Source organism: Cupriavidus taiwanensis LMG 19424 (genome assembly GCF_000069785.1).
Lineage (GTDB): Bacteria > Pseudomonadota > Gammaproteobacteria > Burkholderiales > Burkholderiaceae > Cupriavidus > Cupriavidus taiwanensis.
The window spans coordinates 773,165-799,174 of record NC_010528.1 but is presented as its reverse complement, the minus strand read 5'-3'; the positions used below and the strand labels follow the sequence as shown (position 1 = coordinate 799,174).

The 26,010-nt window shown below is 67.7% G+C and carries 20 protein-coding genes, 1 tRNA gene and 1 other RNA gene; 10 read left to right on the top strand and 12 right to left on the bottom strand.

What is annotated here, in order from left to right; translation table 11 throughout:
* Positions 1–88: 88 nt before the first annotated feature.
* The 6 genes from ompA to RALTA_RS03690 all read left to right on the top strand — a co-directional run bounded on the left by ompA (position 89) and on the right by RALTA_RS03690 (position 4,668).
* Positions 89–742, top strand: coding sequence for an outer membrane protein OmpA (gene ompA / locus RALTA_RS03710; RefSeq protein ID WP_012352078.1), 654 nt, complete (start codon positions 89–91; stop codon positions 740–742).
* 116 nt (positions 743–858) lie between these two features.
* Positions 859–1,617, top strand: a complete 759-nt coding sequence (gene ubiG / locus RALTA_RS03705; protein ID WP_041232069.1) for a bifunctional 2-polyprenyl-6-hydroxyphenol methylase/3-demethylubiquinol 3-O-methyltransferase UbiG — start codon at positions 859–861, stop codon at positions 1,615–1,617.
* Entirely contained in the window at positions 1,614–2,303 is a 690-nt protein-coding gene (gene gph, locus RALTA_RS03700; RefSeq protein ID WP_012352076.1) for a phosphoglycolate phosphatase, read from the top strand. Before ubiG ends, gph begins: the two co-directional genes overlap by 4 nt.
* Before the next feature lie 85 nt (positions 2,304–2,388).
* Positions 2,389–2,747: a transfer-messenger RNA gene (ssrA, locus tag RALTA_RS28985) on the top strand.
* Positions 2,748–3,075: 328 nt separating this feature from the next.
* A complete protein-coding gene (locus RALTA_RS03695; protein ID WP_012352075.1) occupies positions 3,076–4,167 on the top strand; it encodes a fimbrial protein in 1,092 nt (363 codons plus the stop codon).
* A 99-nt stretch (positions 4,168–4,266) separates the two neighbouring features.
* Positions 4,267–4,668, top strand: coding sequence for a hypothetical protein (locus RALTA_RS03690; RefSeq protein ID WP_012352074.1), 402 nt, complete (start codon positions 4,267–4,269; stop codon positions 4,666–4,668).
* A 52-nt stretch (positions 4,669–4,720) separates the two neighbouring features.
* Here RALTA_RS03690 and RALTA_RS03685 read toward each other — a convergent pair whose 3' ends face one another.
* Positions 4,721–5,215 carry a cyanophycin metabolism-associated DUF1854 family protein gene (locus RALTA_RS03685; RefSeq protein ID WP_012352073.1) on the bottom strand — a complete coding sequence of 165 codons (495 nt, stop codon included), beginning with the start codon at positions 5,213–5,215 and terminating at the stop codon, positions 4,721–4,723.
* Positions 5,205–7,499: a cyanophycin metabolism-associated ABC transporter gene (locus RALTA_RS03680; protein ID WP_012352072.1), complete on the bottom strand. Its 2,295-nt coding sequence runs from the start codon at positions 7,497–7,499 to the stop codon at positions 5,205–5,207. Before RALTA_RS03680 ends, RALTA_RS03685 begins: the two co-directional genes overlap by 11 nt.
* A 238-nt stretch (positions 7,500–7,737) precedes the next feature.
* On the opposite strand from RALTA_RS03680, the gene cphA (RALTA_RS03675) reads away from it, so the two are divergent.
* Together cphA (RALTA_RS03675) and cphA (RALTA_RS03670) are read left to right on the top strand one after the other, a co-directional pair.
* Entirely contained in the window at positions 7,738–10,371 is a 2,634-nt protein-coding gene (cphA, locus tag RALTA_RS03675; RefSeq protein ID WP_012352071.1) for a cyanophycin synthetase, read from the top strand.
* A gap of 44 nt (positions 10,372–10,415) precedes the next feature.
* Positions 10,416–12,986 carry a cyanophycin synthetase gene (cphA, locus tag RALTA_RS03670; protein ID WP_012352070.1) on the top strand — a complete coding sequence of 857 codons (2,571 nt, stop codon included), beginning with the start codon at positions 10,416–10,418 and terminating at the stop codon, positions 12,984–12,986.
* Positions 12,987–13,046: 60 nt separating this feature from the next.
* On the opposite strand, the gene RALTA_RS03665 is transcribed toward cphA (RALTA_RS03670), so the two are convergent.
* From RALTA_RS03665 to RALTA_RS03650, 4 genes are all read right to left on the bottom strand, one after another.
* On the bottom strand, positions 13,047–13,706 hold the full coding sequence (locus tag RALTA_RS03665; protein WP_012352069.1) for an amino acid ABC transporter permease: 660 nt from the start codon (positions 13,704–13,706) through the stop codon (positions 13,047–13,049).
* 96 nt (positions 13,707–13,802) lie between these two features.
* The gene (locus tag RALTA_RS03660) at positions 13,803–14,624 is read right to left on the bottom strand and encodes a transporter substrate-binding domain-containing protein (RefSeq protein WP_012352068.1); all 822 of its coding nucleotides are present in this window, start codon (positions 14,622–14,624) and stop codon (positions 13,803–13,805) included.
* Positions 14,625–14,827: 203 nt separating this feature from the next.
* The gene (locus RALTA_RS03655) at positions 14,828–15,739 is read right to left on the bottom strand and encodes a glutamate/aspartate ABC transporter substrate-binding protein (protein WP_012352067.1); all 912 of its coding nucleotides are present in this window, start codon (positions 15,737–15,739) and stop codon (positions 14,828–14,830) included.
* Positions 15,740–15,844: 105 nt separating this feature from the next.
* The gene (locus tag RALTA_RS03650) at positions 15,845–17,128 is read right to left on the bottom strand and encodes a D-amino acid dehydrogenase (RefSeq protein WP_012352066.1); all 1,284 of its coding nucleotides are present in this window, start codon (positions 17,126–17,128) and stop codon (positions 15,845–15,847) included.
* Positions 17,129–17,272: 144 nt separating this feature from the next.
* Between RALTA_RS03650 and RALTA_RS03645 the strand changes: the two genes are divergently transcribed.
* Both RALTA_RS03645 and RALTA_RS03640 read left to right on the top strand, forming a co-directional pair.
* Positions 17,273–18,238 (top strand): LysR substrate-binding domain-containing protein, encoded by a 966-nt coding sequence (locus RALTA_RS03645; protein WP_012352065.1) that lies wholly within the window; start codon positions 17,273–17,275, stop codon positions 18,236–18,238.
* Positions 18,239–18,321: 83 nt separating this feature from the next.
* A complete protein-coding gene (locus RALTA_RS03640; protein ID WP_012352064.1) occupies positions 18,322–19,641 on the top strand; it encodes a hemolysin family protein in 1,320 nt (439 codons plus the stop codon).
* Here the strand turns inward: RALTA_RS03640 and RALTA_RS28980 are convergent.
* The 6 genes from RALTA_RS28980 to RALTA_RS03615 form a co-directional block, all read right to left on the bottom strand.
* The gene (locus RALTA_RS28980; protein ID WP_012352063.1) at positions 19,523–20,653 is read right to left on the bottom strand and encodes a phosphatase PAP2 family protein; all 1,131 of its coding nucleotides are present in this window, start codon (positions 20,651–20,653) and stop codon (positions 19,523–19,525) included. The genes RALTA_RS03640 and RALTA_RS28980 overlap by 119 nt on opposite strands.
* Positions 20,646–21,545 carry a DUF1653 domain-containing protein gene (locus tag RALTA_RS03635; protein ID WP_012352062.1) on the bottom strand — a complete coding sequence of 300 codons (900 nt, stop codon included), beginning with the start codon at positions 21,543–21,545 and terminating at the stop codon, positions 20,646–20,648. Before RALTA_RS03635 ends, RALTA_RS28980 begins: the two co-directional genes overlap by 8 nt.
* 202 nt (positions 21,546–21,747) lie before the next feature.
* Positions 21,748–21,837 (bottom strand) — tRNA-Ser (locus RALTA_RS03630).
* A gap of 88 nt (positions 21,838–21,925) precedes the next feature.
* Positions 21,926–23,230 carry a serine--tRNA ligase gene (gene serS / locus RALTA_RS03625; RefSeq protein ID WP_012352061.1) on the bottom strand — a complete coding sequence of 435 codons (1,305 nt, stop codon included), beginning with the start codon at positions 23,228–23,230 and terminating at the stop codon, positions 21,926–21,928.
* A 75-nt stretch (positions 23,231–23,305) separates the two neighbouring features.
* Positions 23,306–24,700 carry a replication-associated recombination protein A gene (locus RALTA_RS03620; RefSeq protein WP_012352060.1) on the bottom strand — a complete coding sequence of 465 codons (1,395 nt, stop codon included), beginning with the start codon at positions 24,698–24,700 and terminating at the stop codon, positions 23,306–23,308.
* A gap of 78 nt (positions 24,701–24,778) precedes the next feature.
* Positions 24,779–25,912, bottom strand: coding sequence for an ABC transporter ATP-binding protein (locus RALTA_RS03615; RefSeq protein ID WP_012352059.1), 1,134 nt, complete (start codon positions 25,910–25,912; stop codon positions 24,779–24,781).
* Positions 25,913–26,010 lie beyond the last annotated feature (98 nt).

Genomic DNA, 26,010 nt, shown 5'->3' with positions numbered 1-26,010 from the left:
AGAATGTTATACTCCGAAGAATGTATGACTTGTTTTCGTCCATTTGCTCGCAGTAACCCTGCGGTGATCTCATCCTGAGAGGAGAAATATGAAAAAATTTGCCAAGCTCGCGCTCGTTGCAGCTACCGCAGTAATGGCTGCATCCGCTCAAGCTCAGTCCGTCCCTTATGAAAAGAAGGCAGTGAACGACAACTGGGGCAACGGTACGAGCGAGTACGTGTGGAAGAATGGCACGAACGAGCTCTGCTGGCGCGACAGCTCCTGGACCCCGGCCACGGCCAACGCGCTGTGCGACGGCGCCCTGGCTCCGGCTGTGGCCGCTCCGGCTCCGGCTCCGGTGGCTCCTCCGGTGGTTTCGAGCGAGAAGGTCACTTTCGCTGCTGACACCCTGTTCGACTTCGACAAGGCTGTGCTGAAGCCCGAAGGCAAGGCCAAGCTGGACGACCTGGTGTCGAAGCTGCAAGGCATCACCCTGGAAGTCATCATCGCCGTTGGCCACACCGACTCGTTCGGCTCGGACAAGTACAACGATCGCCTGTCGATCCGCCGCGCTGAATCGGTCAAGGCTTACCTGGTGAGCAAGGGCGTTGAAGCCAACCGCGTCTACACCGAAGGCAAGGGCAAGCGCCAGCTGAAGGTCGACCCGAAGTCGTGCAAGGGCAACCGCAAGTCGCAGATCGCCTGCCAGCAGCCGAACCGCCGCGTGGAAGTCGAAGTGGTCGGCACCCGCAGCGCACGTTAATCGGAGCTCTTCCGATCCAAGAAGCCCAGCGCAAGCTGGGCTTTTTTTTTGGTACAGTTGCCCGGACTGTCTCCTTCCATCACCCGCCGCGGCCAGCGCCGCCGGACCCGCATACGATGACGTTGCAATCGCACACCCTCCACGCAGCCGACGCCGCCAGCCAGCAACCGCCGCGCCGGAATGCCGACCCCAAGGAAATCGACAAGTTCAGCGAACTGGCCCACCGCTGGTGGGATCCGCAGAGCGAGTTCAAGCCGCTGCATGAACTGAACCCGCTGCGCCTGGGCTGGATCGATGGCATCGCCGCACTGGCGGGCAAGCGGGTGGTCGACGTGGGCTGCGGCGGCGGCATCCTGTCCGAGAGCATGGCGCGCCTCGGCGCCACCGTGCGCGGCATCGATCTCTCCAGCAAGGCGCTGAAGGTGGCCGACCTGCACAGCCTCGAGTCCGGCGTTGCCGTGACCTACGAGGAGATCGCCGCCGAAGCGCTGGCCGCGCGCGAGCCGGCCAGCGTGGATGTGGTCACTTGCATGGAGATGCTGGAACACGTGCCGGACCCGGCTTCGATCGTGCACGCGTGCGCGACGCTGGTCCGTCCGGGCGGCCATGTGTTCTTCTCGACCATCAACCGCAACCTGAAGGCCTACCTGCTCGCCATCGTCGGCGCCGAATACGTGCTCAACATGCTGCCGCGCGGCACCCACGACTACGAGAAATTCATCACGCCCGCCGAACTGGCCCGCTTCGCGCGCCAGGCCGGACTCGACCTGATCGAGATGCGGGGCATGACCTACAACCCGCTGTCGCAGGTCTATACGCTGGGCCGCGACACCGATGTGAATTACCTGATGGCGTTCCGCCGGGTGGCGGCATGAGCGCGGGGTTCGCATCCGCAGGGTTCGCAGGCGTCTTCTTCGACCTCGACGGCACCCTTGCCGACACCGCGCCGGACCTGGCCGCGGCGGCGAACCGGCTGGTCATCGAACGCGGCCGCCCGCCGGTGGCTTACGACAAGCTGCGTCCGGTGGCATCACACGGCGCGCGCGGATTGCTGGGCGCCGCCTTCGGCCTGCGGCCGGAAGATGCGGAGTTTCCTGCGCTGCGCGATACCTTCCTGGATTACTACGAGGCCGACATCGCGGTTCACACCCGCCTGTTCGACGGCATGCCGCAGGTACTGGCCGCGCTCGAGGCCGCAGGCATCCCGTGGGGGATCGTGACCAACAAGATCGCGCGCTTCACGGTGCCGCTGGTCGCCGCGATCGGGCTGGCGCCCCGCGCCAGTGCCGTGGTCAGCGGCGACACCACGCCGCACGCCAAGCCGCACCCCGCCCCGCTGCTGCATGCCGCCGCGAGTGCCGGCGTCGACCCGCGCCGCTGCGTCTATGTCGGCGACGACCTGCGCGACATCCAGGCCGGCAAGGCCGCCGGCATGGTCACCGTGACCGCCGCCTATGGCTACTGCGGCGAAGGGGAGCCGCCCGAGGCCTGGGGCGCGGACCACCTGATCCGCCACCCGTCAGAGCTGATCCCGCTGCTGGTGCCCGCCGCGGTCGCCTGAAAGTGCGCTGGCAGTATCCGGGGGCACGCCCTGGAACTCCCCAAGACAGCTTGCGTCCAACCGGGTACAATCCAGCTTCCTCACTGGGGCCGACCTGGTTTCGACGTGGGTTACAAAGCAGTGGAGGGCATACCGAGGACCCGTCACCTCGTTAATCAATGGGAATGCAATAACTGCTAACGACGAACGTTACGCACTGGCAGCCTAAGGGCCGCCGTCCTCGCACTGGCTCGCTGACGGGCTAGGGTCGCAAGACCACGCGAGGTCATTTACGTCAGATAAGCTCCGGAAGGGTCACGAAGCCGGGGACGAAAACCTAGTGACTCGCCGTCGTAGAGCGTGTTCGTCCGCGATGCGCCGGTTAAATCAAATGACAGAACTAAGTATGTAGAACTCTCTGTGGAGGGCTTGCGGACGCGGGTTCGATTCCCGCCGGCTCCACCAGTATTCAGTCCGATGCAGCACCAGCAGGACCAGAAACCCGCGACAGCTCAGGCTGCGCGGGTTTTTCTTTGCCCGGCGGCAGAGGCACAGCCGCGGAAAAAACAACATCCCCAGATTTGGGGATGCCGGACCTGCCACACAGGCCCAAGATGCAATGCGGGCGATCCGCGACTCGCCCGCTGCCACTTCAAGCCCTCGCCCACCCGGCCGAGGGCTTTTTCTTTGGTGCGCCGGTCAGCGAACGGGAAAATTTCCCAACCCAAAATAGGCCAAGCCTTATCGATTCACGAGCGTGCGGGTCCTATCGTAGCAAGGAATCTTGACTGGCATGCCGCTGGTTGTCATTGGCTGGCTCCAGCGCGCCGCGGCGTTGCGCGAGGCAGCCACATCCTTGACCCCTGTTATGAACAGAACACAATTCTTCCATCTCGTGCGTCGCTGGCTGGTCGTGATAGCGTGCCTGGCAGCACCGCACCTCGCCCATGCAAATTGCACTGCCACGCCGGCGATGCCCATTCTGCAGACTCTCGACAGCATGGCGGTAGCGGTGAACCTTACCGTCGGCAGCACGATTCCCGGCACGGTGCGCAGCTACCAGTTCAGCGGCAGCTGCGCCAACGTGGCGCCCTGGGTGGTGCCTGGCGCGCCCATCATCTCGTGCTACTACGGCTCAGGCACCGAAGTGATGCCAGGCGTTTACTCCACCGGTGTCGCGGGCGTCGGGATTCGCCTGCGCAATGCGGCCGGCCAGCCGGTCACCAATGCTTCGACCATCTGGTGCGACACCCGCTCGGCCAACCTGGGCTACCTCAACGCCGACATGACCTATTCGGTTTCCGTCACCATCGAATTCGTCAAAACCGGCCCGATTGCGTCTGGCAGCCTCGACCCCTCCCAGACCATCTTTGGCTTCGGGGTGTATAACGGCTCTCGGGACGGTGCGCTGGGTGGCGCAGGCAATAACTACATCGGCATTTCCGGCACGATCGCAACACGCGAAATTTCCTGCCATGTCCTCTCTCCCACCACAGTCAGCCTGCCGGCGATCAGCGCCAGGACGCTCGCCACGCAAGGCTCCGGCGGCAACACGCCGTTCGCCATCCAGCTGAATTGCAACAGCGCAGCCATCGTCGGCATCACGCTGGACGGTGCCGCCGGCACGCCAGTGATGTCGGCCCCGGCCGGCATCCTGGGCCTGAGCAATGCCGGGACTGCCGGCGCGGCGAGCGGCGCGGGCGTGCAGATCATGAATGCCAGCGGCACCGCGCCGGTACCGCTGCAGGTGCGCAATGCCATGGGCAGCATCCAGGCCAACGTACCCGCCACCTATCGTTTCGGCGCCCGCTATGCCAGCCTCGGCGGCACCCCGTCGCCGGGTACCGTCACCAGTTCGATGGTATTTACGCTGGACTACCAGTAACCGCGAGCGCGGCCGGGATGTGACGCAGGCATGGTTCATCGCTACATCCGGGAACCGAAGGACTACAATAGCCCGCTGCAGTCCTTCAAGGCTTTCGCGATGTCCGACCATCCCCGCTTCACCATCAACCGCTCCATGATCGCCCTGGTCCCGGAACAACCGTTCCTGGAGTGGATCCAGGCAGTCGATCCCCAGCCCGTGGCCGGCCTCACGCTGGAGCAGGTGCGCGAAGACCAGAGCGTATTCCTGCTGCCCGAGGAACTGGCTGACACGCACGAGAACGCCGTGCGCTGGGTCGAGAAGCGCTGGCAGGAATTCTTCGAATTCATGCTCGGCGAATGGTTCGACGACTCGTCATGGCCCGAGGAACTATCGCTGAAGATGTTCCGCGAGTGGTTCAGCGTGCGCTATCACTCGATGGTATTCGACATGGCGCCCGATGTGCCGGTGATGCACGACGACTGGGACGACGAGGACGATTCGTCCGAGTTGCTGCACTGACCTCCCGGCGGCGCCTGGCGAGCGCGGTGGCCAGGCTGCCGCGCCCTGCCTCTCATAGGAAGCGGTCGAGTATCTTGCGGCTGTGCTTGTCCAGCGCCATCAGGTCGCGGATCAGGTAGTGGATGCCGTGCGTGTCCGAGATCAGCAGCGTACTGCCGGCCAGGCGCCGGATCGCCTCTTCGCCGCGCAGCACCAGGTCGGTCTGGCCGCGGTCGGTCTTCACCGTCCACACGCTGGGCGTGGCGTAGGTCGACACACTGACGATACGCTCGATTTCCGGCATGAACTCGCGCGAGGCCAGCTCCGCCTCGATCATGTCGCGCTCGGCGACCGGCAGATCTTCCAACCGCGGAATCCATACCACCTCATGCCCGTCGGCACTCATCATGCCGATGCCGCCCTGCGGCGCCGAGATCGGGAAAGCGCGCACCGGCACCACGCCTTCATGGACGGTGCCATCCTCGGCGATCAGCACCAGGCGGCCGAACGGATTGCGGTCCAGCGTGAATACAGGGGCCCGCGCGGCGGCGGCGATGTCATTGGGCATGGGCGGTTTCGGGAATCTGGATGGGCGCTTCGGCATCGTCGTCTTCGGTGTCGACATTGCGCGCCTGCGCCTGGTAAAGCTTGTAGTACGCGCCTTCGCGCAGCAGCAGCTCGTCGTGGCTGCCCACTTCGACGATCTGGCCGCGGTCCATCACCACCAGCCGGTCGGCCTTGCGCAGCGTCGACAGGCGGTGCGCGATGGCAATGGTGGTACGGCCTTGCACCAGGTTGTCGAGCGCCTTCTGGATTTCCTTCTCGGTGGCGGTGTCGACCGACGAGGTGGCCTCGTCCATGATCAGGATGCGGGGGTTGATCAGCAGCGCGCGCGCAATCGAGATGCGCTGGCGCTCGCCACCCGACAGCGCCTGGCCGCGCTCGCCGACCAGCGAGTCATAGCCGTGCGGCAGCCGCAGGATGAACTCGTGCGCATGGGCGGCACGCGCCGCGGCGATGATCTCTTCGCGCGTGGCATCAGGCTTGCCATAGGCGATGTTGTCGGCAATCGTGCCGAAGAACAGGAACGGCTCCTGCAGCACCAGGCCGATATGGCGGCGGTACTCCGATACCGGCAGCGAGCGGATATCGACCCCGTCGACCCGGATCGCACCCTCCGAGACATCGTAGAAGCGGCAGATCAGGTTGACCAGCGTGCTCTTGCCCGAGCCGCTGTGGCCGACCAGGCCGATCATCTCGCCCGGTGCGATCGACAGGTTCAGCCCGCGGATCACCGCGCGGTTGCCGTAGCGGAAGCCCAGGTCGCTCATGTCGATCGCGCCCTCGACCCGGTCCAGCCGCGCCGGCCGCGCCGGCTCGGGCACGCTCGACACATGGTCGAGGATGTCGAAGATGCGCTTGGCTCCGGCGGCGGCCTTCTGCGTCACCGAGACGATGCGGCTCATCGAATCCAGCCGCGTATAGAAGCGGCTGATATAGGTCAGGAACGCCACCAGCACGCCCACCGTGATGGCACTGTGCGACACCTGCCAGATGCCGAACACCCACACGATCAGCAGCCCGATCTCGGTCAGCAGCGTCACCGTCGGCGTGAACAGCGACCACACCGCGTTGACGCGGTCGTTGATCGCCAGGTTGTGCTTGTTGGCTTCGCGGAAGCGCGTGACTTCGCGCTTTTCCTGGGCGAACGCCTTGACCACGCGGATGCCGGGGATGGTGTCGGCCAGCACGTTGGTGATTTCCGACCAGATCCGGTCGATCTTCTCGAAGCCATGACGCAGGCGGTCGCGCACCAGGTGGATCATCCACGCGATAAACGGCAACGGCACCAGCGTCACCAGCGCGAGCCACGGGTTGATCGAGACCAGGATCACCGCCGTCATCAGGATCATCAGCACGTCGGTCGCGAAGTCCAGCAGGTGCAGCGACAGGAACACGCAGATGCGGTCGCTTTCCGAGCCGATGCGCGCCATCAGGTCGCCGGTGCGCTTGCCGCCGAAATACTCCAGCGACAGCTTCAGCAAGTGTTCATACGTGGTCGTGCGCAGGTCGGCGCCGATGCGCTCGGATACCCGCGCCAGCAAATACGTACGCGCCCAGCCCAGCGACCACGCCACCAGCGCCGCCCCGAGCAGCCCGGCCAGGTACAGGCGCACCAGGCCATAGTCGATCGGCACGCCGTTCTGGAACGGGATCAGTACCTTGTCCATCAGCGGCATGGTCAGGTACGGCGGCACCAGCGTGGCGGCGGTCGACAACAGGGTCAGGAGGAAGCCGCCGAGCAGTTGCCAGCGGTATGGCCGGGCGAAGCGCCACAGGCGCAGCAGCGCCCAGGTTGAAGGCGGCGTCTCCAGTTCGCGGCTGCATTGGGGACACTGTTCCTCGTCCGGCGGCAGCGGCGCCTTGCACGTCGGGCACAACACCTCGCCCCCACCGGACGCCGGGCGCGAGGCGGCGGCGTCGCGCTGGGCCTCGAACTGGTCCGCCAGCCGCAAGGCCGCCGGATTGTAACCAAGCGTATATCGCCAGGTGGCGAGCCGGCCCGCCGGTCCGCTCAGTTCCAGCGTCCCCACCCCGGCGTGGTCGGTATGCGACAGGCGCAGCGCCGGGGCGATGTTCCATTCCCGCACAATTTTTTCGCCGGGGGCGTGGGCAACGATGCGCTGGTCCGTCACAACCAGCCACCCTTGGGTAAAATGCAGCCTCGCATCGAGGTCCAGCGCCAGTCCGGCCAGGACAGTCTCGCCGGGTCGGAGCCACGATCCGGCTTCAGCCTGCCAGGGTTCATCGGCGGCGGTAGCGGTAGGGACAGGCAAGGAGGACTGGGTCATGGATGGCGCGGCGTGCGTCCAGGGATTGCGGACATAACTTGAAACAATTTAGGCCGGGCACGCGCTGGCGGCCCGCGAATTCGCCCGCAGTATACATAACGACGAACGCGCGGGTAGCCCTGATGCATTGCACAATCACTTTTACACCAAGAAAGTCAACCCGCTCTGTGCTGTAACGTTACTGAAAGGTTAGGCTTCCATTTCTCGGGCGTTCCGCCCACTGCCTCAAGCTAATTCAATGAAAAAGAAGGACATTGAGATTGTCGATGTCATGTCGCTGCGCGGCCCGAATATGTGGACATATCGGCCCGTCCTGGAGGCATGGGTCGATATCGGGGAACTGGAGGACTTTCCCTCCAACACGATTCCGGGGTTCTACGAGCGCCTGTCGGCGTGGCTGCCATCGCTGATCGAGCACCGCTGCAGCATCGGCGAGCGCGGCGGCTTCCTGCAGCGGCTGAAGGAAGGCACCTGGCCGGGCCATATCCTGGAGCACGTGACGCTTGAGCTGCAAAATCTGGCCGGGATGCCGGGCGGCTTCGGCAAGGCTCGCGAAACCCCGGTGCGCGGTGTCTACAAGGTGATCGTGCGCGCCTGGCACGAGGAAGTCACCCGCGCCGCCCTGTTCGGCGCGCGCGACCTGGTCATGGCCGCGATCGAGGACCGCCCCTACGACGTCGCGGCCACGGTGGAACACCTGCGCCGCCTGGTCGACAAGCATTGCCTGGGCCCCAGCACCGCCTGCATCGTCGATGCCGCGGACGACCGCGACATCCCCGCCATCCGCCTGTCCGACGGCAACCTGGTGCAGCTTGGCTACGGCGCGCGCCAGCGCCGCATCTGGACCGCCGAGACCGACCGCACCAGCGCCATCGCCGAAAGCATCTCGCGCGACAAGGACCTGACCAAGAGCCTGCTCGAATCCTGCGGCGTGCCGGTGCCGGAAGGCCGCCTGGTCGAATCGCCGGAAGACGCCTGGGATGCCGCCGAGGACATCGGCGTGCCGGTGGTGGTGAAGCCCTATGACGGCAACCATGGCCGTGGCGTGTTCACCAACCTGATGACCCGCGAGGAAGTGGAAACCGCCTACGGCGTGGCCATCGACGAAGGCAGCGGCGTTATCGTCGAGCGCTTCATCCCCGGCAACGAGCACCGCCTGCTGGTGGTGGGGGGACGCCTGGTGGCCGCCGCCATGGGCGAGACCGCCAGCGTGGTCGGCGACGGCAAGTCGACCATCGACGAACTGATCGAACTGCAGATCAATTCCGATCCGCGCCGCGGCAACACCGAGGATCACCCGCTGAACCGCGTGCGGCTGGACTCCGCCGCGCGGCTGGAACTGAAGCGCCAGGGCATGGACGGCAGTTCGGTGCCGCCGCAAGGCCGCACCGTGCTGATCCAGCGCAACGGCAACGTCGCCTTCGACGTCACCGACCGCGTGCACCCGAGCGTCGCCGCGCATGCCGCGCTGGCCGCGCGCGTGGTGGGGCTGGATATTGCCGGCGTGGACCTGGTGGCCGAGGACATCTCGCGCCCGCTGCACGAACAGCGCGGCGCCATCGTCGAAGTCAACGCCGGCCCCGGGCTGCTGATGCATATCAAGCCCGCCGAGGGCACGCCGCGCCCGGTGGGCCGCGCCATCGTCAACCACCTCTTCCCCGAGTCGGACGACGACCAGGGCCGCATCCCGGTGGTGGGCGTGACCGGCACTAACGGCAAGACCGTGGTGGCGCGCCTGGTGGCGCGCCTGCTGCAGCTGTCGGGCAAGCATACCGGCCTGGCCTGCAGCGACGGCCTGTTCCTCGACCGCCGCCAGGTCGAAAGCGGCGACCGCGCCAACTGGGAAGCCGGCCACCGCATCCTGATGAACCGCGCGGTCGAGGCCGCCGTGTTCGAGAACGACAGCGGCAGCATCCTGTCCGAGGGCCTGGCCTATGACCGCTGCCAGGTGGGCGTGGTCACCAACTTCGACCAGCCCGACCATCTCGGCGACTATTACGTCGAAGACGAAGACCGCATGTACAACGTGCTGCGCACGCAGGTCGACGTGGTGCTGCAGGACGGCGCCGCCGTGCTCAACGCGCGCGACGAGCGCCTGGTCGAGATGGCCGGACTGTGCGACGGCGACGTGATCTTCTTCGGCCTGACCCCGGAGCTGCCGGCGATCGTCTCGCACCGCGCCGCGGGCAAGCGCGCGGTGTACGTGCGCGAAGGCAAGATCGTGCTGGCCACCGGCACCAGCGAGACCGCGCTGGTGGACGTGGCCGCGGTGCCGCTGACCTATGCCGGCCGCGTCGCGTTCCAGATCGAGAACGTGCTGGCGGCGGTGGCCGCCGGCTGGGCGCTGGGCATCTCCAATGACCTGATCCGCGCCGGCGTGGTGACCTTCGATGTGGGCCAGGTCGACGTGCCGGGCCGCTTTACGCTGTTCGAGCGCAACGGCGCCACGGTGGTGGTCGACGACGCCCACAATGCCCCCGCGCTGGAAGCGCTGGCGACCGCGCTGGAGCGCTTCCCGGCCGAGCGCCGCATGGTGGTCTACGGCGCCGGCGTGCAGCGGCGCGACCAGGACCTGGTGCGCCAGGGCAAGGTCCTGGGCCAGCATTTCGATCGCGTGTTCCTGTGCGAAGACCGCAGCGTCAAGCGCGCCCTGCCCGACGCCGAGGCGCGCGCGCTGCTCAAGCAGGGCCTGTACGAAGGCCGGCGCGTAACCAAGATCATCGACGAAGGCACGCGCGCCAGCGCCATCGAGGCCGCCCTGAGCCAGCTGGTGCCGGGCGACCTGCTGGTGCTGCAGTGCGACGAGGCCGCCACCGGCGCCACCGTCGACCTGGTGCATCACTGGATGGGCCAGCCTGCCCGCCGCGCCTGACGCCCCCCAGCCCAACCGCGCATAGAAGACACGGAAACCGTTCTATGGAAGTCTCCCGTATCCGGGCCCTGCGGGGCCCGAACCTGTGGTGCCGCCACACCGCCATCGAGGCGATCGTGGCCTGCCAGGACACCGCCAACATGCTGTCGGCCCTGCCCGGCTTTGAAGACCGGCTGCGCGCCCGCTTCCCCGAGATCGGGCCGCTGCGCCCCGACGAGGAATCGGTCGAACTGTCGCTGGCCCACGTGCTGGAAGTGACCGCCCTGCGCCTGCAGGCTGCCGCCGGCTGCCCGGTGACGTTCAGCCGCACCGCGCAGACGGTCGAGCCCGGCATCTACCAGGTGATCGTGCAATACAGCGAAGAGGAAGTCGGCCGGCTCGCCTTCGAACTGGCCGAGGCGCTGTGCCATGCCGCCCGCCACGACACTCCGTTCGACCTGGCCGACGCGCTGCACCGCCTGCGCGAGCTGGACGAGGACGTGCGCCTCGGGCCTAGCACCGGCTCGATCGTCTACGCCGCGGTCGCGCGCGGCATCCCGTACCGGCGCCTGACGCAGGGCTCGATGGTGCAGTTCGGCTGGGGCAGCAAGCAGCGCCGCATCCAGGCGGCCGAGACCGACCGCACCAGCGCCGTGGCCGAATCGATCGCGCAGGACAAGGAACTGACCAAGTCCCTGCTGCACGCCGCCGGCGTGCCGGTGCCGCTGGGCCGCTCGGTGCGCAGCGCCGAGGAAGCCTGGGCCGCGGCACAGGAAATCGACGCGCCGGTGGTGGTCAAGCCGCGCGACGGCAACCAGGGCAAAGGCGTGGCGGTGCGCATCCGCACCCGCGAGGAAGTGATGACGGCCTACGAGGTCGCCTCGGACATCAGCTCCGACGTGATCGTCGAGCGCTATATCCCCGGCCACGATTTCCGCCTGCTGGTGGTCGGCAAGCAGTTGGTGGCGGCGGCGCGCCGCGATCCGCCGCAAGTGATCGGCGATGGCGTGCATACGGTGCGCCAGCTGGTCGACGAAGTGAACCGCGACCCGCGCCGCGGCGAAGGCCATGCCACCTCGCTGACCAAGATCCGCTTCGACGATATCGCGCTGGCCACGCTGGCCAAGCAGAACCTGACCGCCGACTCCGTGCCGGCCGCCGGCACCCGCGTGGTGCTGCGCAACAACGCCAACCTGTCCACCGGCGGCAGCGCCACCGACGTGACCGACGACGTCCACCCGGACATCGCCGCGCGCGCGGTGGCCGCGGCGCAGATGGTGGGCCTGGACATCGCCGGCGTCGATGCGGTCTGCGAGACCATGCTCAAGCCGTTCGAGGAACAGGCCGGCGGCATCGTCGAGGTCAACGCCGCGCCGGGCCTGCGCATGCACCTGCAGCCGTCCTACGGCAAGGGCCGCGCGGTCGGCGAAGCCATCGTCTCGACCATGTTTGCCGACGGCGACGACGGCCGCATCCCGGTGGTGGCGGTCTCCGGCACCAATGGCAAGACCACCACGGTCCGCCTGATCACCCACATCATGGCCACCAGCGGACTGCGCATGGGCATGACCGGCACCGATGGCGTCTATATCCAGGGCGAGCGCATCGACACCGGCGACTGCAGCGGCCCGCGCAGCGCGCGCAACGTGCTGCTGCACCCCGACGTGGACGCCGCCGTGTTCGAGACCGCGCGCGGCGGCCTGCTGCGCGAAGGCCTGGCCTTCGACCGCTGCGACGTGGCGGTGGTCACCAACGTCGGCGAAGGCGATCACCTGGGCCTGTCCTACATCAACTCGGTGGAAGACCTGGCGGTGCTCAAGAGCGTGATCGTGCAGAACGTCGCGCCGCACGGCATGGCCGTGCTCAACGCCGCCGACCCGATGGTGGTGCGCATGGCCGACGCCTGCCCCGGCAGCGTCACCTTCTTCGCGCACGACCCCGACCAGCCCGCCATGGCCACGCACCGCGCGCAGGGCAAGCGCGTGGTGTTCGTCGATGGCGCCGAGATCGTCGCCGGGGAAGGCGATGCCGAAGTGCGCATCGCACTGGCCGAGATCCCGCTGACGCGCAACGGCACCATCGGCTTCCAGGTCGAGAACGCGATGTCGTCGATCGCCGCCGCGTGGGCCCTGGGCATCGACTGGTCGGTGATCCGCCGCGGGCTCGCCACCTTTGTCAACGACGCGCAGACCGCGCCCGGACGCTTCAATGTGTTCGATTACCGCGGCGCCACGCTGATCGCCGACTACGGCCACAACCCGGATGCGATCCTGGCGCTGTGCAACGCGATCGAATCCATCCCCGCCAAGCGGCGGGTGGTAGTGATCAGCGGCGCGGGCGACCGCCGCGACGACGACATCCGCCGCCAGACCCAGATCCTGGGCGGCGTGTTCGATGAGGTCGTGCTGTACCAGGACCAGTGCCAGCGCGGCCGCGCCGACGGCGAAGTGCTGGCGCTGCTGCGCGAAGGCCTGCAGGGTGCGCAACGCGCCAGCCAGGTCGAGGAGATCCGCGGCGAGTTCCTGGCCATCGATACCGCGCTGTCGCACTTGCAGCCGGGCGACCTGTGCCTGATCCTGGTGGACCAGGTGGAAGAGGCGCTGGGGCATATCGCCGGCCGTATCGCGCAGGGCTAACGGTGCGTTGATGCAAAAAAGGCCAGCTCCGTGGAGCTGGCCTTTTGCCTTGGCGCGTTCTCAATGCCTGCCCGGCAGCGACAACCTCCGTTCCAGCTTGTGCTGCAGCCCGGACAAGGCCGTGCTCAGCACCCAGTAGATCGCCGCGACTGCCAGGTAGAGCGGCAATGGCTGGTAGGTGGCGGCAATCACCTCCTGCGCGGTGCGCAGCAGCTCGGTCACGGTGATGACCGAAACCAGCGACGTATCCTTGATCAGGCTGATCAGGCTGTTCGACAGGCTCGGCACCGCCAGGCGCAGCGCCTGCGGGCCGATCACGTAGCGCAGCGCCTGCGCCGGCGTCAGGCCCAGGCTGTAGGCGGCCAGCCACTGCCCACGCGCCACGCCGAGGATGGCGCCGCGCATGCTCTCCGACAGATAGGCGCCGACGTTCAGGCTCAGCGTCAGCACGCCCGCCGGCGTCGGCTCCAGTGCGATGCCGATCCCGGGCAGCCCGTAATAGACCACGAAGATCTGCACCAGCAGCGGCGTGCCGCGCATGATGCTGACATAGCCGCGCGCCACCGCCTTGAGCACCCGGCTATGGCTGATGCCCATCAGCGCCACCACTGTGCCCAGCATCAGCCCGAACACCATCGACCACAGTGCGAACTTGATGGTCAGCAGCGTGCCCTGCAGCAGCACGGGCAGGGAGTCGATGACGAGCTGGAGAGCGGACATGGCGTGGCGGCGCGAAAAGGATCAGCAATAAAGGCACAAAGCAAAGCGGCGCGGCAGCCATGCAGGCCGCCGCGCCGCGACATGATACCGCCCTGATTACTTGACCGGCTTGCCGGCGGGCTTGGTCACGTCGGTGCCGAACCACTTCACCGACAGCTTGCCGAGCGTGCCGTCCTTGGCCAGCTCATCCAGTGCGTGGTTGATCGCCTGCGCGAACTTGGGGTTGTCCTTGCGGAACGGGATGGCCACCTGCGTGGTGGCACCCGCCACGATCGCGCCCGGCCGCAGCGGCAGGTTGGTGGTCTTGACCAGGTACGCGACCATCAGCCGGTCATTCAGCGCGGCGTCGACGCGCTGTGCCGCCAGGTCGCGCAGGTACTCCGGCGCGCCGGGATAGGTCTTGACGTCGATGCCGGCCACGGACTTGGCCAGGTCGTTATAGTTGCTGCCCAGGCTGACGCCCAGCTTGTGGCCCTTCAGGTCTTCCAGCGACTTGAACTGGCGCTTGTCATCCTTGCGCTGGATCAGCTGCGCATCCGAGTAGACGTAGGGCGTGGAGAAATCCAGCACCTGCTGGCGCTGCGGCGTGACGTTGACCTGGTTGACGATCACGTCGAATTTGCCCGCCTGCAGGCCGGCGATGATGCCGCTCCATTCAGTGGTGACGAACTCCGGCTTGACGCCGAGCTTGCCGGCCACCGCCCGCGCCACGTCGACGTCGAAGCCTTCCAGCTCGTTCTTTGCGCCACGGAAGCCGAACGGGGGATAGGTGCCCTCCAGCCCGATCTTCAGCACGCCGGCCTGCTTGACGGTGTCGAGCAGGTCGGCGGCATGGGCCGCGGTGGCAGCCAGTCCGGCGCCGGCCACCAGGGAAGCGGCCAGCAGGGATTTGAACCAGCCAGTACGAAGCGATCGCATATGTTCTCCAGTCGATGCGGATAAGCAGTGTGGGGCAGCGCCGGCCGGCCTCTTTTGGAGCGCCGCCGGCTGTTGTGCTGCTATGAGCCTATATCGGGCTCAACACTACCGCAAACACTATCGAATGCTAAATATCGATTCATCATGGCTAAATAACCGCGAGGCCCGGTTCCCCTCCCGCGGTCCGCCCCGCCCTACTCGGCCTACTGGTAAGCCTTGTCGTTGGGCGCCGCAAACAGCGCCTTCATGTCGGCCGACAGCGGATAATTCATGTTGATGCCGCGCGGCGGGATCGGTGCCATGAACCACTTGTTGTACAGCTTCTCGGCGCGGCCGCTGGTCTGCAGGTCGGCGATCACGCCGTCGGCCAGCTTCTTGAACGAGGGATCGTCCTTGCGGAACATGCAGGCGTAGTTCTCGGTCTGCAGCGGCGCGCCCACCACCACCCAGTCGGCCGCGTTCTTGGCCTTGGTGCGCTCCCCATACAGCAGCGGCTCGTCCATCACGAACGCGGCGGCACGGCCGGTTTCCAGGATCAGGAAGGACTGGCCGTGGTCCTTGGTGCTGATCAGGTTCATGTTCATGGCCTTCTCGCCGTTCATCTTGACCAGCAGGCGCTCGCCGGTGGTGCCGGCGGTGGTGACCACGTTGCGGTCCTTCAGGTCGGCAAACTCCTTCACGCCCGAATCCTTCTTGGTCAGCATCTTGATGCCGTAGACGAACAGGCTGTTGGAGAACGCCACCTGCTTCTGCCGCTCAAGGTTGTTGGTGGTGCTGCCGCATTCGATGTCGATGGTGCCGTTCTGCACCAGCGGGATCCGGTTCTGCGAGGTGATCGGGGTCAGGCGCACCTGCAGGTTGGGCATCTTCAGCTCGCTCTTCACCTTGTCGACGATCTGCAGCAGGATCTCGTGCGAGTAGCCCATGACCTCCTTGCCGTCGGTGTACGAGAACGGGATCGACGATTCGCGGTAGCCGAGCGAGATCACGCCGCTGTCCTTGATCTTCTTCAGCGTGTCGCCGTCGGCGGCATGGACGGCGCCGGCGGCCAGCAGCAGCGTGGCGGCCGCAAGCGCGCGGCGGGTGGCGGATCGGTGGGGGTGCAGCGTTTGCATGTGGCGCTCCTTGTAGTGGGGCTTGGTCATTGAGGCATGTTTCATGGACAGCTTCAGGTACTGCGGACTTACCGGTACGGCAATAACCCATGCTCGGCCGCGGCGCTAGGCGCGCGCCGCGTCGAAATCTTCTGCGTCGATGGCGGGGCGGCGCCCCGCCAGGCGGTCGGCCAGCAGGCCGGCACTGCCCATCGCCAGCGTAAACCCCAGCGCGCCGTGGCCCAGGTTGAGCCAGAGCCCCGACACCCGCGACGGTCCCACCAGCGGCAGGCCGTCCGGCGTGGCCGGGCGCAGCCCGGCCCACGGCTGCAGCTGCGCCAGCGGCTCGTCCGGCACGATGCCGGGAAACAGCGCGCGGGTCTGCGCCACCAGCGTCCCGACCCGCTCCGGATCGATGCGGGTGCCGCCGCGCACCAGGTCGGCCATGCCCGCCACCCGCAGTGTATTGCCGATCCGGGCATAAACGATCTTGTTGGCGAAATCCGTCACGCTGATATGCGGCGCCCGCGCGCCGCCGGCCAGCGGCACCGTGATGCTGTAGCCCTTGAGCGGCCACAGCAGCGGGCGTACGCCCAGCGGACGCAGCAGCGGCACGCTGCCAATGCCGCCCGACATGATCACCACGTCGGCGGGCACCACGCCGGCCGGCGTACGCACCCCGGTGACGCGCCCACCCTGCTGCACCAGCCCTTGCACGACGGTGCCAAAGCGCAACGACACGCCGGCGTAGGACCCGTCTTGCAGCAACCGTGCCAGCGACAGGCAGAAGCGATGGCAGTCTCCCACCTCTTCGCTCGGGGTATGGATGGCGCCGGCGATCTGGTCGCGGATACCCGCCAGCGCGGGCTCCAGCGCCACGCAGGCGTCGCGGTCCAGCGCCTGTTGTTCGCAACCCAGGCTGGCCTGGTAGTCCAGCAGCCGGCAGGCCGACTCAAACGCCGCCGCGTCGCGGTGCACCACCAACTTGCCGCGCCGCGCAAAACTGAAGCCGGCGCCGCCGTCGTCATGCTGGTGCCGGGCCACGAAGGCCTGCATCAGGTCGCGCGAATAAAAGCCCAGCCGCAGCAGCTTGCGCGTGGTCGCCTCGCTGGTGGCAGCGTTGCAGGCCGACATGAAGGCGGCCAGCCAGCGCCATTGCGCCGGGTCCGCCGCCGGGCGAAAGCGCATCGGCGAATCGCGCCGCAGCAGCCAGCCGGGCACCTTGGCCATCACGCCCGGTCCCGCCAGCGGCGCCACGTAGCTGTAGCTCAGTTGCCCGCCGTTGGCAAAGCTGGTCTCCTCGCCGGGCCCGTCGTGGCGCTCCAGCACCGTCACCTGGTGGCCATCCTCGGCCAGGCGCCATGCCGTCGTCATGCCCACCACGCCCGCGCCCACGATCACCACCCGCATTGCCTTTCCTTTGCTTGCGTTCATCAGGCAGAGCGTAGTGCAAGCGCGCCGGCTTGCCCAATGCGAATACGTGCCAGAATATGTCTTCAGGCTATGGCCGTGACCGCCGCCTTGCCCCGCCCTTTCCACCACACCCCAGATGCCATGCGCCTGCGCCAGATCGAAGTGTTCCGCGCCGTGATGCTGACCGGCACCGTCAGCGAGGCCGCGCGCCTGCTGCACGTGTCGCAGCCGGTGGTCACACGCGTGCTGCAGCATGCCGAGGCCTCGCTAGGCTTCCGGCTGTTCGAGCGCGTGCGCGGGCGGCTGCAGGCCACGCCCGAAGCCAACGCGCTGTATGGGGATGTCGAAAGGCTATACGGCGAGATCGAACGTGTGCGCCGGGTCTCGGAAAGCCTGCGCCACAAGGGCGCCGGCCGGCTGCGCGTGGCCGCGACGCCGAGCCTGGCCAACCCGCTGCTGGTGCCGGCGGTACGCAGCTTCTGCGCTCGCCACCCCGACACGCAGGTGCAGGTGCTGACGCACCATACCGACGAGATCGTCGGCGCGCTGCTGGCCAACCAGATCGACCTGGGCTTCGCTTTCGCCCCGCCCCGCCACGAGGCCATCTCGAGCGAGCCGGTGGCCAGCGGCCGCATGCTGCTGGCGGTGCCGCGCGCGCAGCCGCTGCCCGCCGGCGGGCGCCGCCGCGTGGTGCCGATGCAGCGGCTGATGGAGCGGGCCTTCATCGGCTATGACGACAACAGCTCGCTGGGCCTGCTGGTGCGCCAGACCCTGGCCCGGCACGCGCTGGAACCGCGCTCGACGCTGGAGGTGCAGACCTACTCGCTGGCGCTGGCGCTGGTCGACGCGGGCCTGGGCATGACGCTGCTGGACCAGTACACCGCGCTCAGCGCCAGCGCGGAGCGCGTGGCGCTGCACGACGTGGCGCCGGTGCTGCCGTTCGAGATCCAGATGCTGCGCGCCAGCCACCGCGCCGGCTCCAGCCTGGCCGACGACCTGCGCGACCAGTTCGCGCTGGCCGCCGCGACGCTGGCCGCAACGCTGCCGCTGCGGCTGGAAGCGCCGACCGCAAGCTTCGACGCCGCCCCCGCCAGGCGCCGCGACTGACGGGAGCACAGATTGACAGCCGCGCGCGCCGTGCACCATCATCAAGCCGCCTGCAGGCACAACCTGCCAGCGCAATCCTGCCTATGTTCGTCCTGACCCTGATCCTGCTCGTCCTTGTCAGCGCCTTTTTCTCGATCTCCGAGATCGCGCTGACCGCTGCCCGCCGCACCAAGCTGCAAGTGCTGTCCGAGCGCGGCGACGGCCGCGCCACGCGCGTGCTGCTGCTCAAGGAAGAGCCCGGGAATTTCTTCACCATCGTGCAGATCGGGGTCAACAGCGTCGCCATCCTGGCCGGTATCCTGGGCGAGAAGCATGTGTCCGACCTGCTGCTCGAAGCGCTGTCGCCCTATATGCAGGTGGTGCACGCGCAGCGCGCCGCCAACATCGGCTCGTTCCTGATCGTGACGCTGCTGTTCATCCAGTTCGCCGACCTGATCCCCAAGCGCATCGCCATGACCTTTCCCGAGGCCTGCGCGCTGGCGGTGATCGACCCCATGCTGACGCTGCTGCGCGTGCTCAGGCCGCTGGTCTGGGTCTTCAACGCCGCCGCCGACGCCATGCTGCGGCTGCTGCGGCTGCCGACCAAGCCGGTCGACCAGATCACCACCGAGGACATCGCCGCGATGGTCGATGCCGGCGCAGAGGCCGGCGTGCTGCACAAGCATGAGCTGCACCTGATCGAGAACGTGTTCGAACTCGACTTCAAGGGCATCACCGCGATCATGACGCCGCGCGACGAGGTGGTCTACCTGAGCCTGGACGAGCCCGCCGACAGCGTGCGCCGCAAGCTGGTCAACCAGCCGCATGCGCAATACCCGGTGTGCGGGCACGACCTCGACGACGTGCAGGGCTATATCGACTCCAAGGACATCCTGCAACTGCTGCTGGCCGATGAAAGCGCCTCGGTGATGGGCAATATCGGCCGCCACCACGACAAGAACGTGCTGGTGATCCCCGACACGCTGACCCTGTCCGAGTCGCTGACGCGCTTCCGCGAGATGCACCAGAGCTTCGCCGTGGTCATGAACGAATACGGGCTGGTGGTGGGCATTGTTACGCTCGACGACATCGTCGGCGCGCTGATGGGGGACATCCTCTATTCGAGCGAAGACGAGCAGATCGTGCGGCGCGACGACAGCTCATGGCTGGTCGATGGCCTGACGCCGCTGGTCGACCTGAAGAAGGCGCTGGAGCTCGATACGCTGCCCGGCGAGGACTACGTCGATACCGCGGCCGGGCTGGTGATCTATGCGCTCAAGCGCATCCCGAAAAAGTCCGAGTCGATCACCGTGGCGGGCTATCGCTTCGAAGTGCTGGACATCGACCATCACAAGATCGACCAGTTGCTGGTGTCGCGCCTGCCGCAATCAACGGAGCCGGACGCAGCGGCAACGCCTGCGTAGCAGCGTCGGCCTGGCGATAGCGCTGGAGCGTATCCGGCAGCCGGGACCACGCCACGTAGCCGAACGCCGCCACCACCGCGACCGCCGCCACCACGCCAAGGCGCGACGGCGCCACCGAGCCATGCGGCGCCGGCCCGTGCAGCGTGCGGTAGGCCGTGCCAAGCAGCGCGATCCACGCCAGGCCGAGCGCATAGCCCGCGGCCACATCGGACAGCCAGTGCATACCCAGGTACAGCCGCGACACGCCGATCGCCGCCACCGCCACCACGGTCAACGCCAGCACCGGAATGCGCACGCGCCACGGCTGGCGCAGGCACATCAGGAAGGCCAGGAAGCCGTACGTCACCATGCTGCTGGTGGCGTGACCGCTGGGGAACGAGTACGACTCGAGGCCGCTGTAGATGCTGGCCGGTCGCACGCGCGCCATGCCGAGCTTGAGCGCCATCACGCAGGCGCGCGCGCCGAGCAGCGCGGCGGCCCAGTACAGCGCCACGGTCCAGGCCCGGCGCCAGCACAGCCACGCAAACACCGCCACGCCCACCGCCACGGAAATGCGCGCGCCGCCCAGCTCGGTCACGGCCACCATCGCCAGGTCTAGCCAGTCGGTGCGCAAGGCCCGCAGCCACGCGAACACCTGATGATCGATGCGCACCACCTCGGCGTTTTCCGCGACCTCGCCAGCGAGCCAGACCAGCACGCCGCCGCAGGCCAGCAGCACGGCACCGGCCAGCAGCACCAGCAGCAGCTCGGCCATGTCGCGCTCGAGCACGCGCAGCGTCATCGCGCCCATCCGCCGCGGTCGCGCGCCGACCCGCGACGACAGCGCGCCCGCGCCCCACGCGCGCCAGCGGTCCAGCCAGCGCACCACGGGCCGCAACAGGGCGACCAGCAGCGGCACCAGGCTGAGCAGCAGCAGCGTTACCAGCGCAAACAGCGCCAGCAACCCCAGCGCCGTGCCGGGTGTGAGCCAGCCGTGGATCAGGCCGCTTGCATGCGCTGCCGCGTCAGTCACCAGCCGCCTCCGCCGCGGCCACGCTGCGGGCGATATTGGCCCGGGCCGGGGCCTCGCAGTCCGCGAAGGCCGCGGTCAGGAACAGTTGCGGGCGCTGCGCCAGGTGGCCCAGGAATGCCGCGCGCCGGCGCATGAATTCTGCAAGCAGCGCATCGCCCTGCTTGCCGGTGCGCGCGGCCAGCAGCGCGTGGTTCTCGGCAAAGACGTCCTGGCTGTGGCGGTCGAACACGTCGGGCGGCGCGGCCAGCCTGAACAGGTCGAGATCGAGCACGATTGCCGCATCCGCGCTGCTCGGGCGATGCTCGCGCGTATCGAGCACGATCTGCGCGGCGCGCTCCCGCACCCCGCGCGCCTCGCCGGGCGCGATCGTATCGATCATGGCGGCCGAGGCGGCTTCGTTGTGCTCGCAGCCGGCCACATAGACCGCGTCGTGGCACAGCACCGCCAGCGCCTGCGCGCGGTCCAGCGCCACGCCGCGCGCGTGGGCGGCCTCGAACATCTCCAGGATATGGCGGCGGTCATGGTAGCGGCGGTACGGCGTGTCGTGCAGCGCCAGCACGTCGAGCACCGCCTGGCGCGGCAGGAAGTCCAGGCAGGCCAGTGCCGCCGGCCAGTCGGGCGCGAAGCGCGGCACCTTGCCGTGCGGCGTCGCCACCGGTTCGCTGAACACATCGGCGCGGCGCACCCACAGCAAGGACGGATCGCGCATGGCGCGGTAGACCACCACCGGCGCCAGGTCGGCCTCGAAGCGGCCGATGCCTACGGCGGTGTAGGCACCGCCCTTGTAATGCCGGTAGGGCATGCCGTAGACGAGGTCGGGATCGGCCGGCAGTTCGGCCGGATCGCCATGAAAGGCCGGTGCGGTCACCGGGCGGTCGGAGGGCTGGGTCATGATGCGGATCCTGCGTTGCGGATCGCCATGATAGTGCACCGGCCGCCGCGCCCGGGGGGACCGCCGGTAACGACGGTGCGCCGCCGCGGCACAAGCCCGGCCGCGGAAAAAACAAAACCGACGCGCACTTTCGTGGGCGTCGGCCTGAGTTTTACTACGCTGTTGTTGCCTGCCGGTGGTCGATGCCGACAGCTTCTTGTTTTGGCGGAGAGGGTGGGATTCGAACCCACGGTACCGTCGCCGGTACGCCTGATTTCGAGTCAGGTACATTCGACCACTCTGCCACCTCTCCGGTAACTTGTTGCCGTGTGGCGAAACCGAAATTATAGCCATGCTCTGCCAGCCGATGCAAGAGGCTGGCGGCAGTTTTTTTCGGCGCCTTACAGTTCCGGCTCCAGGCGGGTGGTGCCGCCCATGTACGGCTGCAGCGCGGCCGGCACCGTGACCGAGCCGTCGGCGTTCTGGTAGTTCTCCAGGATCGCCACCAGCGTGCGGCCGACCGCCAGGCCCGAGCCGTTCAGCGTGTGCACCAGTTCCGGCTTGCCCTGCCCCGTGCGCATGCGGGCCTGCATGCGGCGCGCCTGGAAATCGCCCATGTTGGAGCACGAGCTGATCTCGCGGTAGGTGTTCTGCGCGGGAATCCAGACCTCCAGGTCGTAGGTCTTGGTGCTGCCGAAGCCCATGTCGCCGGTGCACAGCACGATGGTGCGGAACGGCAGCTCCAGCTTCTTCAGGATCGCCTCGGCATGGCCGGTCAGCTGCTCGAGTGCGTCGAAGGACTGGTCGGCGGGCACCACCTGGACCAGCTCGACCTTGTCGAACTGGTGCTGGCGGATCATGCCGCGGGTGTCCTTGCCGTACGAACCGGCTTCGGAGCGGAAGCACGGCGTATGCGCGACGAAGCGCAGCGGCAGCTTATCGCCGGCGACGATGGCATCGCGCACGATGTTGGTCAGCGGCACCTCGGCGGTTGGGATCAGGTAGAAGTTCTCGATGCGCTCCCCTTCCTCGCTACCCACCTTGCGCGGCACCTTGAACAGGTCTTCCTCGAACTTGGGCAGCTGGCCGGTGCCGCGCATCGACGCGGCGTTGACGATGTACGGCACGTACATCTCGGTGTAGCCATGCTCCTGCGTGTGGGTATCGAGCATCAGCTGCACCAGCGCGCGGTGCAGGCGCGCCATGCCGCCGCGCAGCATCGAGAAGCGCGATCCGGTGACCTTGACCGCGGTGTCGAAATCCAGCCCCAGCTTCTCGCCCACGTCGACGTGGTCGCGCACGGCAAAGTCGAACTGGCGCGGCTCGCCCACGCGGCGCACCTCGACGTTCTGGGTTTCGTCGTTCCCCACCGGCACGCTCTCGTGCGGCAGGTTGGGAATCGACAGCATCAGCTCGCCCAGGTGCGCCTGGATCTCGTCCAGCCGCGCGGCCGAGGCCTTGAGCGTGTCGCCGATGCCGCCCACTTCCGCCATCACGGCCGAGGCATCCTCGCCCTTGCCCTTCAGCATGCCGATCTGCTTGGACAGGCTGTTGCGGCGCGCCTGCAGTTCCTCGGTCTGGGTCTGCAGTTGCTTGCGTTCGGCCTCGAGTGCCTGGAACGCCGCCACGTCGAGTTGGAAGCCGCGCGTGGCAAGGCGTTGCGCCACGGCGTCGATGTCTTTGCGGAACAGCTGGATGTCGAGCATGTTGCTAAGGTGGAGTGCAGGGCCAGCGACATGCCGGCGGACCCGCCATTTTACTGCACACCCGTTAGCAGGCCGTCAAACCTGTTCGCCGGACTTGCCGCCCTTGCCGTCGCCCCTCGCGCCGTCCTTCCCGCCGTCCTTCGCCCTGGCGGCGCGCTGTTCGCGATGCCAGGCCTCGTCCAGTTCGCGCAGGTGGCGCAGCTTCTCGGCGATCTTGCCTTCGAGCCCGCGCGGCACCGGCTGGTACCAGCCCTGCGCCTTGAGGTCGTCCGGAAAGTAATGCTCGCCGGCGGCATAGGCCTCCGGTTCATCGTGCGCGTAGCGGTAGGCGTGGCCGTAGCCCAGCTCCTTCATCAGCCGGGTCGGCGCGTTGCGCAGGTGCACCGGCACCGCGCGCGACTTGTCCTTGGCGACGAAGGCGCGCGCGGCGTTGTAGGCGTTGTAGCCGGCGTTGGACTTGGGCGCGACGGCCAGGTAGATCAGGGCCTGGCCCAGCGCCAGCTCACCCTCCGGCGAGCCCAGCCGCTCGTAGGTCTCGGCCGCGTCCAGCGTGATGCGCGCGGCGCGCGGATCGGCCAGGCCGATATCCTCCCACGCCATGCGCACGATGCGGCGCGCCAGGTAGCGCGGGTCGGCGCCGCCGTCGATCATGCGGCAGAACCAGTACAGCGCGGCGTCCGGGTCCGAGCCGCGCACCGACTTGTGCAGCGCGCTGATCTGGTCGTAGAAGGCATCGCCGCCCTTGTCGAAGCGGCGCAGGTTCTCCGACAGCGCACTGCCCAGCAGCGCGGTATCGATCTGCGCGGCACCGGCATTGCGCGCGGCGCGCGCGACGATCTCGATGTTGTTCAGCAGCTTGCGCCCGTCGCCGTCGGCCGAGGCCACGATCAGCTGCAGCGCTTCGTCCTGCCAGCCGACGCCGCCCAGTTCCTCCGAGGCCCGCAGTGCCAGCTGGGTCAGCTCGGCATCGTCCAGGCTCTTGAGCACATAGACCGCCGCGCGCGACAGCAAGGCGCCATTGACCTCGAACGACGGATTCTCGGTGGTGGCGCCGATAAACGTGAACAGGCCGCTTTCCACATGCGGCAGGAATGCATCCTGCTGGCTCTTGTTGAAGCGGTGCACCTCGTCGACGAACACCAGCGTGCGCCGTCCATGGGCGCGGAACTGCTCGGCCCGTTCGACCGCCTCGCGGATGTCCTTGACCCCCGACAGCACCGCCGACAGCGCGATGAATTCGGCGTCGAACGCATCCGCCATCAGCCGTGCCAGCGTGGTTTTGCCCACGCCGGGCGGCCCCCACAGGATCATCGAATGCGGCTCGCCGGACTCAAACGCCACGCGCAGCGGCTTGCCCGGGCCCAGCAGGTGCTGCTGCCCGATGACCTCGTCGATGGTGCGCGGGCGCAGGCGCTCGGCCAGCGGTTGCCGGGAACGGTCGGGAGATTCGGAAAACAGCGTGTCCGCCACGGTAGTCAGGCCCTGTCAGTGCGCAAGATGCAGAACGCCACAGTGTAGACCATCGGCAGCGGCCGCCGGCGCGCGCGCTCAGGCGGCAAACGCCACCACGTCCTCGATCTCGACGCGGATGCCGATGCGCTCGCCCACGGCATGGTTGTGGTGCGAGGGCACCAGCGCCAGCACACGGCCGCCGCTGGCCAGGCGCAGCGTGTACAGGATCTCCGCGCCACGGAAGGCCTTGTGCACCACCTCGGCACGCATCGGGCTGGCGTCGTCGTGGATGATGTCGTCGGGACGCACCAGTACGTCGACCGCCGCGCCGGCAGGCAGGTCCAGCGGCACCGCCGGGCGCAGCAGCCCCAGTTCCAGCTCGATCTGCGCGCTGTCGCGCACGCGCCCCGCCATCAGCACGCCCTGGCCGATAAAGCCGGCGACAAAGCGCGATGCCGGGCGGTGGTACAGGTCATGCGCACTGCCCCATTGCTCGATGACGCCGTCGTGCATCACGCCGATCTCGTCGGCCATGGCAAAGGCTTCATGCTGGTCGTGCGTGACCAGGATGGCGGTAGTGCCCTGCGCCTTCAGGATCGCGCGCACCTCCAGGCTCAGCCGTTCGCGCAGGTCCACGTCAAGGTTGGAGAACGGCTCGTCGAGCAGCAGCAGTTCCGGGCGCGGCGCCAGCGCGCGTGCCAGCGCGACGCGCTGCTGCTGGCCGCCGGACAGTTCGTGTGGATACTGGCGGCCGGCACCGGCCAGGCCCACCAGCTGCAATACCTCTTCCACCCGCGCCGCGCGCTCGGCCCGGCTGGCGCGGGTCAGGCCGAAGCCGACGTTGGCCGCCACGTCCAGGTGCGGAAACAGCGCGTAGTCCTGGAACACCATGCCGATTCGGCGCTGCTCGGGCGCCACCAGCGTGCCTGACGATGACACGGTCTGGCCGTCCAGCACGATGCGCCCATCCTGCAGCGGCTCGAAGCCCGCAATCGCCCGCAGCACCGTGGTCTTGCCACAGCCGCTGGGGCCTAGCAGGCAGGCGACATGGCCGCGCGCCACCGAGAACGACAGGCCCTTGACCACGGCGTGGCGGCCGAAGGCGTGGCGGATACGATCCACCTCGATGACGGCCGGGGCGGGGACAGCGGCACCCGGGGCATCGGCACGGGAGGCCGGACGGCTGCGGGCCTGGGCGCCGGGCAGTCGTGAATAGGAATCGGTTCGCATGTGCGCATTATAGGGACGTGCGGAGTCCCTGCGGCCCGCGTACGCCCTCCCCGTGGCGCGCCGACGGTGCCGGCATTGCTAGAATGCGTCAGCCCGCA